The sequence below is a fragment of the Mesorhizobium sp. L-8-10 genome, from assembly GCF_016756635.1.
GTDB lineage: Bacteria > Pseudomonadota > Alphaproteobacteria > Rhizobiales > Rhizobiaceae.
On sequence record NZ_AP023263.1, the window covers coordinates 6,093,208 to 6,106,641 of the forward strand.

14 protein-coding genes are annotated in these 13,434 nt (G+C 64.8%); 7 read left to right on the forward strand and 7 right to left on the reverse strand.

Translation table 11 applies throughout. From position 1 onward, the window contains the following. Positions 1–31 precede the first annotated feature (31 nt). Positions 32–2,296 (forward strand): putative bifunctional diguanylate cyclase/phosphodiesterase, encoded by a 2,265-nt coding sequence (locus JN280_RS28560; RefSeq protein WP_202307314.1) that lies wholly within the window; start codon positions 32–34, stop codon positions 2,294–2,296. A 74-nt stretch (positions 2,297–2,370) separates the two neighbouring features. On the opposite strand, the gene ndk is transcribed toward JN280_RS28560, so the two are convergent. Both ndk and JN280_RS28570 read right to left on the reverse strand, forming a co-directional pair. Next, complete coding sequence (gene ndk, locus JN280_RS28565; RefSeq protein ID WP_202307315.1) at positions 2,371–2,793, reverse strand: nucleoside-diphosphate kinase; 423 nt, start codon at positions 2,791–2,793, stop codon at positions 2,371–2,373. Positions 2,794–2,876: 83 nt separating this feature from the next. Beyond that, the gene (locus JN280_RS28570) at positions 2,877–3,569 is read right to left on the reverse strand and encodes a glutathione S-transferase family protein (protein ID WP_202307317.1); all 693 of its coding nucleotides are present in this window, start codon (positions 3,567–3,569) and stop codon (positions 2,877–2,879) included. Between the two features lie 68 nt (positions 3,570–3,637). Between JN280_RS28570 and JN280_RS28575 the strand changes: the two genes are divergently transcribed. The 5 genes from JN280_RS28575 to JN280_RS28595 all read left to right on the forward strand — a co-directional run bounded on the left by JN280_RS28575 (position 3,638) and on the right by JN280_RS28595 (position 8,530). Further along, positions 3,638–4,150, forward strand: a complete 513-nt coding sequence (locus JN280_RS28575; protein ID WP_202307318.1) for a DinB family protein — start codon at positions 3,638–3,640, stop codon at positions 4,148–4,150. Between the two features lie 73 nt (positions 4,151–4,223). Then, on the forward strand, positions 4,224–6,101 hold the full coding sequence (locus tag JN280_RS28580) for an ABC-F family ATP-binding cassette domain-containing protein (protein WP_202307320.1): 1,878 nt from the start codon (positions 4,224–4,226) through the stop codon (positions 6,099–6,101). Continuing rightward, positions 6,098–6,904 (forward strand): crotonase/enoyl-CoA hydratase family protein, encoded by an 807-nt coding sequence (locus JN280_RS28585; protein WP_202307322.1) that lies wholly within the window; start codon positions 6,098–6,100, stop codon positions 6,902–6,904. The genes JN280_RS28580 and JN280_RS28585 overlap by 4 nt, the downstream gene beginning before the upstream one ends. 8 nt (positions 6,905–6,912) lie before the next feature. Next, the gene (locus tag JN280_RS28590; RefSeq protein WP_244742196.1) at positions 6,913–7,509 is read left to right on the forward strand and encodes a helix-turn-helix domain-containing protein; all 597 of its coding nucleotides are present in this window, start codon (positions 6,913–6,915) and stop codon (positions 7,507–7,509) included. A gap of 67 nt (positions 7,510–7,576) precedes the next feature. Beyond that, on the forward strand, positions 7,577–8,530 hold the full coding sequence (locus tag JN280_RS28595) for a DUF5996 family protein (RefSeq protein ID WP_202307325.1): 954 nt from the start codon (positions 7,577–7,579) through the stop codon (positions 8,528–8,530). Positions 8,531–8,696: 166 nt separating this feature from the next. Here JN280_RS28595 and JN280_RS39610 read toward each other — a convergent pair whose 3' ends face one another. Continuing rightward, positions 8,697–9,638 (reverse strand): hypothetical protein, encoded by a 942-nt coding sequence (locus JN280_RS39610; protein WP_244742200.1) that lies wholly within the window; start codon positions 9,636–9,638, stop codon positions 8,697–8,699. A 154-nt stretch (positions 9,639–9,792) separates the two neighbouring features. Here JN280_RS39610 and JN280_RS39615 point away from each other — a divergent pair, with 154 nt between their 5' ends. Continuing rightward, complete coding sequence (locus JN280_RS39615; RefSeq protein ID WP_244742205.1) at positions 9,793–10,515, forward strand: tetratricopeptide repeat protein; 723 nt, start codon at positions 9,793–9,795, stop codon at positions 10,513–10,515. Positions 10,516–10,780: 265 nt separating this feature from the next. On the opposite strand, the gene JN280_RS28605 is transcribed toward JN280_RS39615, so the two are convergent. The 4 genes from JN280_RS28605 to JN280_RS28620 are packed head-to-tail and all read right to left on the reverse strand — an operon-like array spanning position 10,781 to position 13,398. After that, on the reverse strand, positions 10,781–11,326 hold the full coding sequence (locus JN280_RS28605; protein WP_202307327.1) for a DUF2076 domain-containing protein: 546 nt from the start codon (positions 11,324–11,326) through the stop codon (positions 10,781–10,783). A 29-nt stretch (positions 11,327–11,355) separates the two neighbouring features. Then, entirely contained in the window at positions 11,356–12,072 is a 717-nt protein-coding gene (locus JN280_RS28610; protein ID WP_202307329.1) for a Bax inhibitor-1/YccA family protein, read from the reverse strand. A 26-nt stretch (positions 12,073–12,098) separates the two neighbouring features. After that, complete coding sequence (locus tag JN280_RS28615) at positions 12,099–12,872, reverse strand: anti-sigma factor family protein (protein ID WP_202307331.1); 774 nt, start codon at positions 12,870–12,872, stop codon at positions 12,099–12,101. Continuing rightward, a complete protein-coding gene (locus JN280_RS28620) occupies positions 12,865–13,398 on the reverse strand; it encodes a sigma-70 family RNA polymerase sigma factor (RefSeq protein ID WP_202307333.1) in 534 nt (177 codons plus the stop codon). The genes JN280_RS28615 and JN280_RS28620 overlap by 8 nt, the downstream gene beginning before the upstream one ends. Positions 13,399–13,434: the final 36 nt, after the last annotated feature.

Sequence of the window (13,434 nt, forward strand, 5' to 3'; positions counted from 1 at the left end):
CTCGCGCGGCGTCAACATTGCACCGAATTCAATGCCTGGCTTCCTCAACGCCCTGATCGATTTCGGATCCAGCGCCAACTGGCTGATCGCCGCGTGGCTCGTCCTGTCCGTGCTGGTCACCCTGGCTGCGCTCCGCTATCGTCGGCTCTACCGTGCGGCGCGCGCCGGCCGCGCCAGGCTCGCCGACCTGATCGACAACCTGTCGGAAGGCATCTACACCTCGTCGCTCGACGGCAGGCAGCTCAGCGCCAACAAGGCCTTGGTGCAGCTGAATGGCTATTCCGGCGAGCGCGAGATGCTCGCCAGGGTCAAGGATATCGGGACCGAGTGGTATGTCGATCCCTCCCGGCGCGCCGCGTTCCGCGACGCGCTGGAGCGCGACGGCAGGGTCGAAGACTTCGTTTCGGAAATCTACCGCCACAAGACGCGCGAACGCATCTGGATCTCCGAATCGGCGCGCCTCGTCCTCGATCCGACTACCGGCAAGCCGCTTCATTACGAAGGCTCGGTCCGCGATATCACGGTGCTGGTGCGTCGGCTCAGCCTGGAGGAACGTTTCCAGAAGCTGACACGCGAGTTGCCAGGCGCGCTTTTCCAGCTCGTGACCAGGGCCAGCGGCGTGGCCGAAGTCCTTTATGTCAGCGCCGCCTTCACGCGGATCACAGGCATCCCGCTCGAAGAATTCGTCGAGCGCCCGCGGAGCCTCTTCGGACGCGTGCACGGTGCCGACATCTCGGGCCTCAGGCGTTCGCTGAGAAGGGCTACCGAGAAGCGGCAGAGCTGGGACCACGAATTCAGGCTCCGCCTTCGCGACGGCACAGAGAAATGGGCGCGCGTCGCAGCCACGCCTGAATTCAGGGAAGCCGGCATCATCTGGCATGGCTATCTCACCGACATCTCGACCCGCAAGAGCAACGAGATGGAGATAGAACGGCTCGCCTATTTCGATCCGCTCACGGAGCTTCCAAACCGGCGCATGTTCCTGAACCGCATGGCCCAGGCCATCGCCGGCAGCGAGAGGCGAGGCGACCACGGCGTGCTGCTGTTCATCGACCTAGACAATTTCAAGACGCTCAACGATACGCAGGGGCATGACGTCGGCGACGCTTTCCTCATCCAGGTGGCCGCGCGCCTCGAGCGCTGCCTCGCGCCAAGGGACCTCGTCGCGCGCATCGGCGGGGACGAGTTCGTGGTCATTCTCGAAGCTGCCGGCGTCGACGAGGCAAATGCGACGCGCCACGCCATCGTGGTGGCAAACCGGCTGCTCGTGACCCTGCGTGAGCCTTTCGAGCTCGCAGCGGTTCGCCACCTCGCCTCGGCAAGCGTCGGCGTGGTGGTGTTCGACGGTGCGGAGGCTCGCCCCGACGAGATCCTGAAGCGTGCCGATATCGCCATGTACCAGGCCAAGGCAGCGGGCAGGAACGGGATGGCCCTGTTCGACCCGGCCAGCCTGGAGCGCGAACGCGAACGTTTCCGACTGGTCGGAGACCTGCGCGCCGCGCTCGGCGGTAGAGAACTCGAGCTGCACTTCCAGCCGCAGGTCGACGATCGCGGAGTCATCATCGGCGCAGAAGGACTGCTGCGCTGGAACCATCCGCGGCTCGGCATGATCTTTCCGGATCGGTTCATCCCGCTCGCGGAGCAGTTCGGACTGATCGAGGAACTCAGTCGAGCCGTATTCGACCTCGGCCTGGCCGCCCTCGCCTCCTGGCAACGCGATCCCGCGACCGCGCATCTCAGGCTCGCGCTGAATGTGAGCGTGCAGTCCTTCAACTGCGACAGCTTCGGGGCGATGCTGGGACAGATGGTGCGCTCCCACGCCGTCGATGCGACGCGGCTGACGCTGGAACTGACGGAACATGTCATGGCTCGCGACCACGAACGCGTCGCCCGGCTGATGGCCGAGATCAAGGACCTGGGCGTGCGCCTGTCCCTCGACGATTTCGGCACGGGCTACTCCTCGCTCGCCTATCTGAAGACCCTGCCCTTCGACGAACTCAAGATCGACGGGCGTTTCGTCGCCGACATAGAGACCGGCGAAAGCGACCGGGCGCTTGTGAAGACCATCCTGGCCATGGCGCGCAATCTCGGCCTCACCTCGGTCGCCGAGCATGTCGAGAACATCCGCCAGCAGGCATTCCTGCGGGCCTTCGGATGCGATTGCTTCCAGGGTTATCTCTATGGCAAGGCAGTACCGGCAGCCGATTTCCTCGATCGCCTGCGCGAGGGCGGCACACCGCAACCCGCAACCCTCCGCAGCGGGCATCCGTCTCGACCGGACTGGATCGCGTCATGAGAAAAAGCCGGGGCGCGAACCCCGGCTTTTTCAAGTCGAATCAATTATCTACCGTACCAGGCGCCGAAGCCGATTCAGCCCACGATCTCGGTGTCGGAGAACCAATACCTGATCTCCTGCGCGGCGGTCTCCGGAGCGTCGGAGCCGTGCACCGAATTCTCGCCGATCGACAGGGCATGAACCTTGCGGATGGTGCCCTCGGCCGCATTGGCCGGATTGGTGGCGCCCATGATTTCACGGTTCAGGGCGATCGCATTCTCGCCCTCGAGAACCTGAACGATCGTCGGGCCGGACGACATGAATTCGCAGAGCTCGTCGAAGAACGGGCGTCCGCGATGGACCGCGTAGAAGCCCTCGGCCTCGCGGCGGCTCATCCACACGCGCCGCGACGCAACGACGCGAAGGCCGGCATCCTCCAGCATCTTGGTGATCGCACCGGTAAGGTTGCGCTTGGTCGCGTCGGGTTTGATCATCGAAAAAGTGCGTTCGATCGCCATCTTCTGTCCCTGTGTGGATGTCCTTGGAAAAGTGGCGGCTCTATACAAGCCGGATGCCGGATTGCCAAGGCCTCGCGGGCAAATCAGGCCGCGGATGGAACGCCGCGCCCAAGTCCTCCGTGAAGATCCAGGCAGCGGCCGAACCATTCCGACACCGGATCGTCCGCGGCGAGGAATTGATAGGGCGACGCCACCCGTACCCATTGCAGTGCGCCAAACACGATATAGTCGGGGAACAGCGGCGACGCGCCACCGATCCAGGGCTGGTAGGCGAGCATCGACCGCAGCGGCTCCAGGGAACCGCGGAACGCTGCCAGCCCTGCATCTCGCCCGCCCGGCACCTCCTCCAGCTTCTTGCCGAAACGCGGCTCGCGGCTCTGCCTGAAATAGGCGCGGTTGGGCTCGTCCTGCATGCCGTAGATATCCATGAGGGCAGCCGCCCCCAGATAGGTATGCAGTATCGTCTGCGACCAGCGTTCGATGAAGCGGCTCATGGCCTCGCCTCCCTCGCCGCCGAACAGGCTTGGGCGATCGGGATAGGTCTCTTCGAGATAGAGCGCGATGGCGAAGGAATCGGCCACCACCCGCGCCCCGTCGCGGATCACGGGCACCGTCTTCGACACTCCGCCTTCCACTGTCGGCACATCGAGGAACCGTGTCGGTACCGTCTCGAATTCGAGCCCCTTATGGGCGAGCGACATCGCCGTCTTCCAGCAATGGGGGCTGTAGGGGCGAGATGGGTCCGAGCCGACGAGATCATAAAGCAGAATGGCCATTGGCGTTCCTAAGGGTGCAGTTTAGTGTCCGCCGCATATTTTCCGCTTCGCGTTTCAAAAGGAAGTCCATGAAGCAGCATTTCATGATGTTGGCCGCCTACAACCGTTGGGCCAACAGCCGCATCTACGACGCCGCCGCGGTACTGACGGAAGAGCAGTTCCGGCGCGACACGGGCGTATTCTTCAAGTCGCTCATGGGCACTCTGAACCACATCCTGGCAGCCGACCGCATTTGGATGAAACGCTTCACCGGGCAAGGCGAGGCGCCGACGACGCTCGACGCCGTGCTCCACGCGGATTTCGCCGGATTGCGGGCGGCGCGCGAGGCGGAGGACGCGCGCATCATCGACTGGACGGCGTCATTGACCGCAAAGGCTCTCTCCGGCCGCTTCACCTATATGCCGCTTACCGACATGCGCACCGTCTCGCAGCGGCTGGCACCCGCGCTCGACCATTTCTTCAACCACCAGACCCATCACCGGGGCCAGGCGCATGCGGTGCTGACAATGCTCGGCAGGCCCTCCGTAGTGCTCGACCTCGTCTATTTCCAGCGCACCGAGGACGGGCGACCCTACGCCTGAGGCCCCGATACAGGCGGCCAGCGCGAGGCGCGCCCTTGCCTTCGCCCGTAGGGTCGGCCAAAAAGCCGCCGCTATGCTTACGATCAATGACCTTTCGCTCCGTATCGCCGGACGCCTGCTTCTCGATCATGCTTCCCTCAGCCTGCCCGCCGGAGCGAAGGCCGGGCTGGTGGGGCGCAACGGAACCGGCAAGACAACGCTCTTCCGCGCCATAACCGGCGACATGTCGGCGGAGACCGGCTCGATCAGCCTCCCGCGCAATACGCGGATCGGCCAGGTCGCCCAGGAAGCGCCCGGCACCGAGGAGCCGCTGATCGACATCGTGCTCAAGGCCGATGTCGAACGCGCAGCCTTGCTGGAAGAGGAGAAGACCGCCACTGATCCGCACCGTATAGCCGAGATCCATACGCGCCTCGCCGACATCGACGCGCATTCGGCGGAGGCGCGCGCTGCAACCATTCTTGCCGGCTTGGGCTTCGATGCCGAAGCGCAGAAGCGACCTGCTTCGTCCTTCTCCGGGGGATGGCGCATGCGTGTGGCGCTCGCCTCTGTGCTGTTCGCCGAGCCCGATCTCTTGCTGCTCGACGAGCCGACCAACTATCTGGACCTCGAAGGAACGCTCTGGCTCGAGACCTACGTCTCACGCTATCCGCATGCGGTTCTCCTGATCAGCCACGATCGCGACCTCCTGAACCGCGCCGTCAACTCGATCGTCCATCTCGACCAGAAGAAGCTCACCTTCTGGCGCGGCGGCTACGACCAGTTCGAGCGCCAACGGGCCGAGCAGCAGGCGCTGCAGGAGAAGAGCCGCGTCAAGCAGGAGGCGCAACGCAAGCACCTGCAGTCCTTCGTCGACCGTTTCCGCGCCAAGGCGACGAAGGCCCGCCAGGCGCAGTCGCGCATCAAGGCGCTGGAGAGGATGAAGCCGATCGCGGCGCTCGTCGACGACACGGTGCGGCCCTTCAGGTTTCCCGAACCCGTCAAGACCGTCGCGTCGCCGATCATCGCCCTTGACGGCGTCTCGGTCGGCTACCAGCCCGGTCATCCGATCCTGAGAAAGATGTCGCTGCGCATCGATGCCGACGACCGCATCGCCCTGCTCGGCGCCAACGGCAATGGCAAGTCGACCTTCGCCAAGCTGCTTTCCGCCCGGCTGAAGGCGGAGACGGGCACCATGACGGTCGCGCCGGGGCTGAAAGTCTCGATCTTCGCGCAGCATCAGCTCGACGACCTCAGGCCGGAGGAGAATGCCTATGAGCATGTGCGCCGGCTGATGCCGGACGCGCCGGAATCCAAGGTGCGCGCCCGCGTCGCGCAGTTCGGCCTGGCAACTGAGAAGATGAATACCGCGGCCAAGGATCTTTCGGGTGGCGAAAAGGCACGACTCCTGATGGGGCTCTCCTCCTTCGAGGGACCGAACCTGTTCATCCTCGACGAGCCGACCAACCATCTGGACATCGATTCGCGCGAGGCGCTGGTGCATGCGCTCAACGATTTCCCTGGCGCCGTCATCCTCATCTCGCACGACCGTCACCTGATCGAGGCGACGGCCGATCGGCTGTGGCTGGTCCGCGACGGCTCCGTCCGTCCCTATGACGGCGATCTCGGCGACTATCGCCAGGAGGTGACTGGCGTCTCGGCCGACCGGAAGGAACGGCGCGAGGCCGACAAGGCGTCGAAGGCGGAACGGCGTCGCGATGCCGCGCAGCGCCGCCAGGCGCTCGAGCCGCTCGCCAAGCAGATCCGCGCGACCGAGGCCCTGATGGACAGGATCAGGAAACGCATCGACGGCATCGAAGACCAGCTCGCCGATCCGAGGCTCTACGAAAAGGACCCGAGTGCCGCCACGCAGCTTGCCAAAGAGCGTTCCGACCTGTCCAATGCGCTGGCCGGTCACGAAGAGACCTGGCTCACGCTTTCCGCGGAATACGAGGAAGGAATAGCCGAATGACGATCAGGGTCGAGCAGGACAGCGAGGTCACCATCGTCACGATCGACCGGGCGGAAGCCCGCAACGCGGTCAACCCCGACATGGCCCTGGCGCTGTTCAACGCTTTCCTCGCCTTCGAGCGCGACGACAAGCAGAAGGTCGCGGTGCTGACCGGCGTGCCCGGCGTCTTTTCCGCCGGCTTCGACCTGAAATGGGCGGCCGCCGGCGCCGGCGACACCTGGTTCGCCGAGCATGATCTCGACCGTTCCTTCGACGGGCGTGACGACCATCCGCGAAAGGGGCCGATGGGGCCCACACGCCTGCAGCTCTCGAAGCCGGTGATCGGCGCCATCTCCGGCCCGGCCGTAGCCGGCGGCATGGAACTCGCGCTCTGGTGCGATCTGCGCGTCATGGAGCAATCGGCCTATATGGGCGTCTATTGCCGCCGCTGGGGCGTGCCGCTGATCGACGGCGGCACCGTGCGCCTGCCGCGCATCGTGGGTCACGGCAGAGCCATGGACCTGATCCTGACCGGCCGCAAAGTCGAAGCCGAGGAATGCCTCGTCATGGGCCTGGCGAACCGCGTGGTGCCGGACGGCACCTCGCTTGCCGCGGCGATCGAACTGGCACAGGAGCTGACGCGCTTCCCGCAGGCCTGCATGCGCGCCGACCGCCTGTCGGCGATCCGACAATGGTCGCTCGACCCCGCGCGGGCGCTCGCCGGCGAATGGCGGAGCGCCGAAACCTTCCGCGCGGAGGGTCAGGCAGGGGCCGCTCGCTTCGCTTCCGGCAAGGGCCGGGGCGGCGACTTCGGAGAAATCTGAGGCGCGCCATGCATGGCGGCCAGTCTTACCCATCCGTCGCCGTCCTGATGCGGGCGGTCCGGCGCACGCGCATGCTGCGCCGGATGAAACAGAGCCACCTCGCCGAATTGCTGGGCGTTTCCCAATCGTCGCTCTCCAAATGGGAAAGCGGCAGGCATATGCCGCCGCTCGATGCGCTCGATGCGCTGGCGCGCTTCGCCGCGCCCGTGCCCGATGAAGCCTCGGGAGCGATCCTGAAGCGACTGGTGGAGCAGTCCGGCCGTGCAATCCATCTCGTCTGCGACACGACGCATCGACTGCTTGCGGCATCGCCGGCGCGACGCGCTGAATGGCATCTGCCCGAGGACGGTATCGGCGAGCCGATGTGGAGATACGCCACGCCGGAGATCCGCCGTGCCGAGCAGCAGCTCGGCGCGCTCGGCTGGTTCGAACACGGCAACGTCGCCGTGTTCTTCAAAACCAGCGGACAGCCCGGCCCGCTGGTCTCGATCCGGCCCGGCACCGTCCTGTGGGAGAGATTGCCGGTTGGCGGTTCCGGCTGGGGTCGCCTGGTGACGACGCTCGATCCGACCGAGGCTCCACCCGACAATGCGAGGGCTATCTAGCGGCGCCGACTGATCAACAAGCGTCTCCTGGACGCCCGACCTGCCTCCGACGCGAAAGGAGTGAACCATGCCGCGTCCCAGCGACCCGAACCGGTGGCCTGACCTGCCCTATGCCGCATGGAAGGAAACACGTGACACGCTGCATTTGTGGACCCAGATCGTCGGCAAGATCCGGCTGAAATATGAACCCTGGCTGAACCATTCCTGGCATGTGCCGCTCTATGTGACGGCGCGCGGCCTGACGACGTCGCCCATCCCCGGAGGCGCGCGCGCCTTCCAGATCGATTTCGACTTCATCGACCATCTGCTGTGGGTGCGCACGAGCGACGGCCACCTTCGCCAGATCATACTGGCACCGAAACCCGTGGCCGACTTCTACGACGAGGTGGGAATCGCCCTTGCCGAACTCGGGCTCGACATGGACATCACGACGATACCGTCCGAGATTCCCGACGGCATTCCGTTCGATCAGGATCGAACGCACGCTTCCTACGATCCCGATCATGCCAATCGCTTCTGGCGCATTCTGCTTTCCACCCACGAGGTCCTTTCGCGCTTCCGCACCGGCTTTCTCGGCAAGGTGAGCCCGGTGCATTTCTTCTGGGGAAGCTTCGATCTGGCCGTGACCCGTTTTTCGGGCAGGACGGCCCCGCTCCATCCCGGCGGGGTGCCCAATCTCCCCGATGCAGTGGCCCGCGAAGCTTATTCCCACGAAGTTTCCAGCGCCGGCTTCTGGCCTGGCAGCAGCGGGCCGGTGGAGTATGCGGCGTTCTATTCCTATGCCTATCCGACGCCGGACGGCTTTGCGGCGGCGAGCGTCCGGCCGGCAGCCGCGTTCTTCTCCAAGGAGCTCGGCGAATTCATCCTTCCTTATGACGCGGTGCGCACGGCAACGGATCCTGATCAGAGCCTGATGGAATTTCTCGAAAGCACCTACGAAGCCGCGGCAAATCTCGGTAGTTGGGATCGGATCGGCCTGGAATGCGCATTGGGCGCGCCAGGGCGGCCGAGGCTCGTTTAGTGCTCCCGGAGCTGTAGCACTGACCGACAATCCTGGGCGGTTTTCGGAAGCGCGATGCGTGAGGAATGGGAAGACCGTGACCCGGCGCGGCCATGCCCGCAGCAGCGATGACCCAGCGGTCGCGCTGAATCGTCAATTGATTTGCCAAGAAAGCCTTTCGGGAAGATCATTGGATTTGGGCAGTCGTAAGCAATAGAGACCTGCTGTCGCGCAAGCATGCAAGGAGGCTTACATGAGACTGTATAATATACTTCAAGTTGCAGGATTGCCGACGCTTGTTTTCGCCGGATTCGGGGTTGGTGCAGCCGTTGCGGATTTTGGTGTCACCGAAGTTCCCGAGGCCATCGCCGCGGCTCCCCATTGCATGGCTGCCAACCTTCCCTCCCAGGGCTTGTCGCCTGAGGCGATCAAGGCCTACGAGGAAGCCGACCCGCCGCTGTGGAACGATCTCGGTTCTCTGACATATCCGATCAGCACCAAGAACAGCGAGGCGCAGAGCTATTTCCAGCAAGGGCTCAGGCAGACCGCCAATTTCAATCACGCGGAAGCCAGGCGCGCTTTCGGCAAGGCGCAACGCCTGGATCCGAGCTGCGCCATGTGCTTCCTCGGTGAGGCGCTCGTGCTTGGCCCGAACATCAACGTGCCGATGGACCCGGCCGCGAATGCGCCGGCGATCGCTGCGCTCAAGAAAGCGCAGGCGCTCGCGTCCGGAGCGAGCGAGAAGGAAAGGGAACTGATCGAAGCGGTGGCGACGCGATATTCGGAGGATCCGGCCGCAGAACGCCCCAAACTCGACGCGTCCTTCGCTGACGCCATGGCTGCCCTTTCGGACAAATATCCGGACGATCTCGAACTGGCGGTGCTGGCAGCCGAAGCGGCAATGGATACCCAGCCGTGGGACTATTGGGAACCGGGCGGCAAGGAGCCCAAAGGCCGCACCGCTGATGTCCAGAAGCGGCTGGAAGGCGTGCTCGCCAAGGCTCCCGACCACCCCTGGGCGATTCATCTCTACATTCATCTCGTTGAAGCCTCGGACCGGCCCGAACGCGCCGAGCCTTATGCCGATCGGCTTGCAGCGCTCATGCCTGGCGCCGGACACATCGTCCATATGCCCAGCCACATCTATTATCGTATCGGGCGCTATGCCGATTCACTCGAGGCCAACAAGGCAGCCTCCAAGGCGGACGAGACATACATTGCCCAGACAGGCGCAGTCGGCGTCTATCCGATCGGGTATTATTCGCACAACGTGCATTTCGTCCTTGGTCTCGGCGCAGCTTCTCGGCGACGCCGAGACCGTGCTCGCCGAAGCCGACAAACTCGACAAGTGGCTGAGCAACGACGTCGCGACAGCGGTGCCCATTGCGCAGCCTGTGAAGGCAGCCCCGTATTTCGCATGGGCGCAATATGCCGACCCGGACACGGTTCTGGCCATGCCCGACCCGCCCGGCGCGCCGCCCTATGTGAAGGCGATGTGGCACTATGCCAGAGGGACGGCATTCGCGGCCAAGAAGGACGTGGCCGGCGCACGCACCGAGGCCGATGCCATTCACCGCATCGCCCAGGAGACGGACTGGTCGGTCCTTGACGCCTGGGCTGTCCCCGCCCGCCCGGTTCTGGAGGTGGCCGAAGACGTGGTCCGCGCTCGCGCTTCGCAGGCCGAGGGCAAAGACGACGATGCGATCGGGCACTGGCGGAAGGCTGCCGAAGCCGAAGACACCATCCCCTATATGGAGCCGCCCTTCTGGTACTATCCGGTGAGGCAATCTCTCGGTGCCGCGCTCCTCAAGACCGGCAAGCCCGATGAGGCACAGAAGGAATTCGAGGCCGCGCTTGAACACGTCCGAGGCAGCGCCTGGGCGCTCTACGGCCTCCAGCAGACGGCCAAGGCGAGAGGAGATGCGGCAGGTGCAAGCAAAGCCACCGAGGAGTTCGAGAAGGCCTGGCGCGGCGATCCCGGCCTGCTCACGCTCGATCGCCTGTGAGGCAATCCTGTCGAATGCCGCTCCGGTGCTGAATGCCGAGACGACGGTCGATCAGCCGGAGGCGGCATCGCGGCTCGTTGGGGCCCAAGCCGCGGCCTTGGGCCGAAGAGCAATGCCGTAGCTCCGGAGTGTCGGAACGTTCTTTTGCGCGCCCAATGGATGCGAGAGAAGATACCCGGCCAGGCCTGTGCGAGTCGCGTCTGCCGGGTTTCAGGCTGTCAAGATAGTGCGAGGATGGCTCACCCTCGCACCGGTTCCGTGGCGATCAGAACTCCATGTCGCCGAAGCCGCCATCGTCAGCGCCGGCATCATCGGCTCCAGCATCCTCCTCGGCTGCCTGGGCTTCGTTTCCACCGAACATGCCGGCAATGGCGTTGCCCAGAAGCACGCCGCCCGCAACGCCCATCGCGGTCTGGGCAGCGCCGGCAAGGAAACCGCCGCCACGCGCGGGCTGCGCCGGAGGCGCGGCATATTGCCCACCGAAGGCGGGACCGCCGCCCCCGACGCGCGGCACGGAGCCCGAACGCGCCGGTCGGCGACCGTCACCGAACAGCCCGGAGAATAGCTCGCCGGAGGATTGCGGCGCACGCGCTGCCTCGGCCTCGAGTTCCGCGATCCTTGCCTGCGCGGCTTCCAGCGCCTGCTCCTGCACGACGATCGTCTGAGCCATATAGTACGGCGCGCCGGGCTGCTGAGCGATCTGGCCGCGGATGAAATCTTCCGCCTGAGGGTCGCGCGAAGGCGACTGGCGCTCGACAGCGGCGAGCTTGCCGAAGAGGCTCTCGATGGCCTGCTGGTCGTTCCTGTCCATGGTGCGTTACTTTCCTTTGCTCGTCAGTGCTATTCGCGCTCGCCGGTGAAGTGGAGCAGCAGATGGAAGATGTTGATGAAATTCAGGTAGAGCGAGAAGGCTCCGAAGACCGCAAGCTTCTGCCGGGAGTCGGAGTCGAAATTCTCCGCATACTGCTCCTTGATCGTCTGCGTGTCCCAGGCGGTCAGGCCGAGAAAGACGAAGATGCCGATCACCGAAATGGCGAACTGCAAAGCCGAAGAGCCCAGGAAGATGTTGACCAGGCTGGCGATCACCACGCCGATAAGGCCCATGATCAGGAAGGACGAGAAGCGGGTGAGGTCCGACCTGGTCGTGTAGCCGTAGAGGCTGGTGGCGCCGAACATCGTGGCCGCGATGAAGAAGGTTCGTGCGATCGAGGTGCCGGTGAAAACCAGGAACACCGAAGCGAGCGAGAGCCCCATGACAGCGCAGAAAGCCCAGAACATCATCTGCGCGCCGGATGCCGTCATCGTCTGGATGCGGAAGGAAAACAGGAAAACGAAAGCGAGCGGAGCCAGCATCACCACCCATTTGAGCGGCGTGGAGAAGATCGGCACATAGAGCGCCGGTACCGAGGCTACGGTGAATGCCACGACGCCCGTCAGCACCAGACCGAGCGCCATATAGTTGTAGACGCGCAGCATATGCTGTCGCAGGCCCTCGTCGAAGAGCGCGTCACTGCGCGCACCGAAGCCCGCGCGATAGCCGTAGTCGGGAGTGTTCATCCAGGGTCTCCTGTCGGATGGTCGGTTCAGTGGAGTGTATCGAAAAGCCGCTTGGCCGCGCGTTCCAACTTGTGCGGATCGCCCGTCGCCACCAGGGCGTAGGCGACCTCGCCGATCTGGAAATAGGCGGCCCACGCCTCGTCCGCCGGCACCAAGGTGGGCCGGACGACGTCGAAGCTTCCGGGACGTACGGCGAAGAGCGAAACCGGCCCGAACTGCCTTGTACCCACGGCCATCTCGACGCTCGGTCCGAAGCGGGACGGGTAGATCTGCACGTCGCGCACGTCCCAGTCGCCGGGCAGGTCCGGCATGACGATCGCCGTGGCCGAACGGATTTCGACCGGATCGTAGTCCGTCACTTCCGGCTGGGAACTCATCGTGGCGCGCAGCACCGAGGTGCCGTGCGCGCGTATGGCGTCCTCGACATAGGCAGGCGGCGGCGTCGAAGCAACCACCTCCGTGACGGCGATCGGCAATGCGATCTCATGGGCGAGCCAGCCGGCAGCCACGAAGGCGAGCACGGCGGCAGCGCGCTGCAACGCGCCGAAGAGACGGCGGCGCGACAGGCCCCGCTCCAGCCGACGCGCCGCCTCGGCTGTCGCCGGGCGCGGCATACCGCGCACGCCCGCAAGCGCGACGCGCAATTCATCGCGCGTCCTCAGGTCCGCCATCACCCGTGCCGCCGTCTCGGGGCGGACAGACAGGAACGCTTCAACCTCGATGCGGCGGGTGACGTCGAGTTGATCGTCGACATAGGCATCGAGATCGGCATCGGTGACGGGATCGAGAACGTCACTCATCGCTGCCTCTGACAAGCTTGAGGTGCCTGGCTTTGGTCGGCGAAGCTTCTTCCAATTCGCGCAAGGTGGCGCGCGCCCGGCCGATGCGCGACATCAACGTCCCGAGCGGAATGGCGAGAGCTTCGGCCGCCTCCTGGTAGGAAAGTCCTTCGATCGCGACGAGATGCAGCGCCGCGCGCTGCTCTTCGCTGAGCCCTAGAAAAGCTTCGCGAAGCTGGGTGAGACGAAGCGAATGCTCCTGGGGCGCGTCGAGGAAAGCGTCGGCCAGTTCGCCGGCCCGTTCGATGCGGATGGCTTCGGCCCGTCGGCTGCGTTTGCCGTCGACGAAGGTGTTGTGCAGGATCGACAGCAGCCAGGCGCGAAGATTGCCGCCGTGGCGAAAGCTGGCGCGTCGCTCATAGGCGCGCACCAGCGCATCCTGCACCAGGTCTTCCGCGTCGGCGCTGTCACGCGTCAGCGAGCGGGCATAGCGCCGCAGCGCCCCTAACTGGCCGAGCACGTCGAAGGCTGACTTCCCGAGTTTCATGGCCCGTGTACGGAACTGCGGGCGCGCCTAATCCCC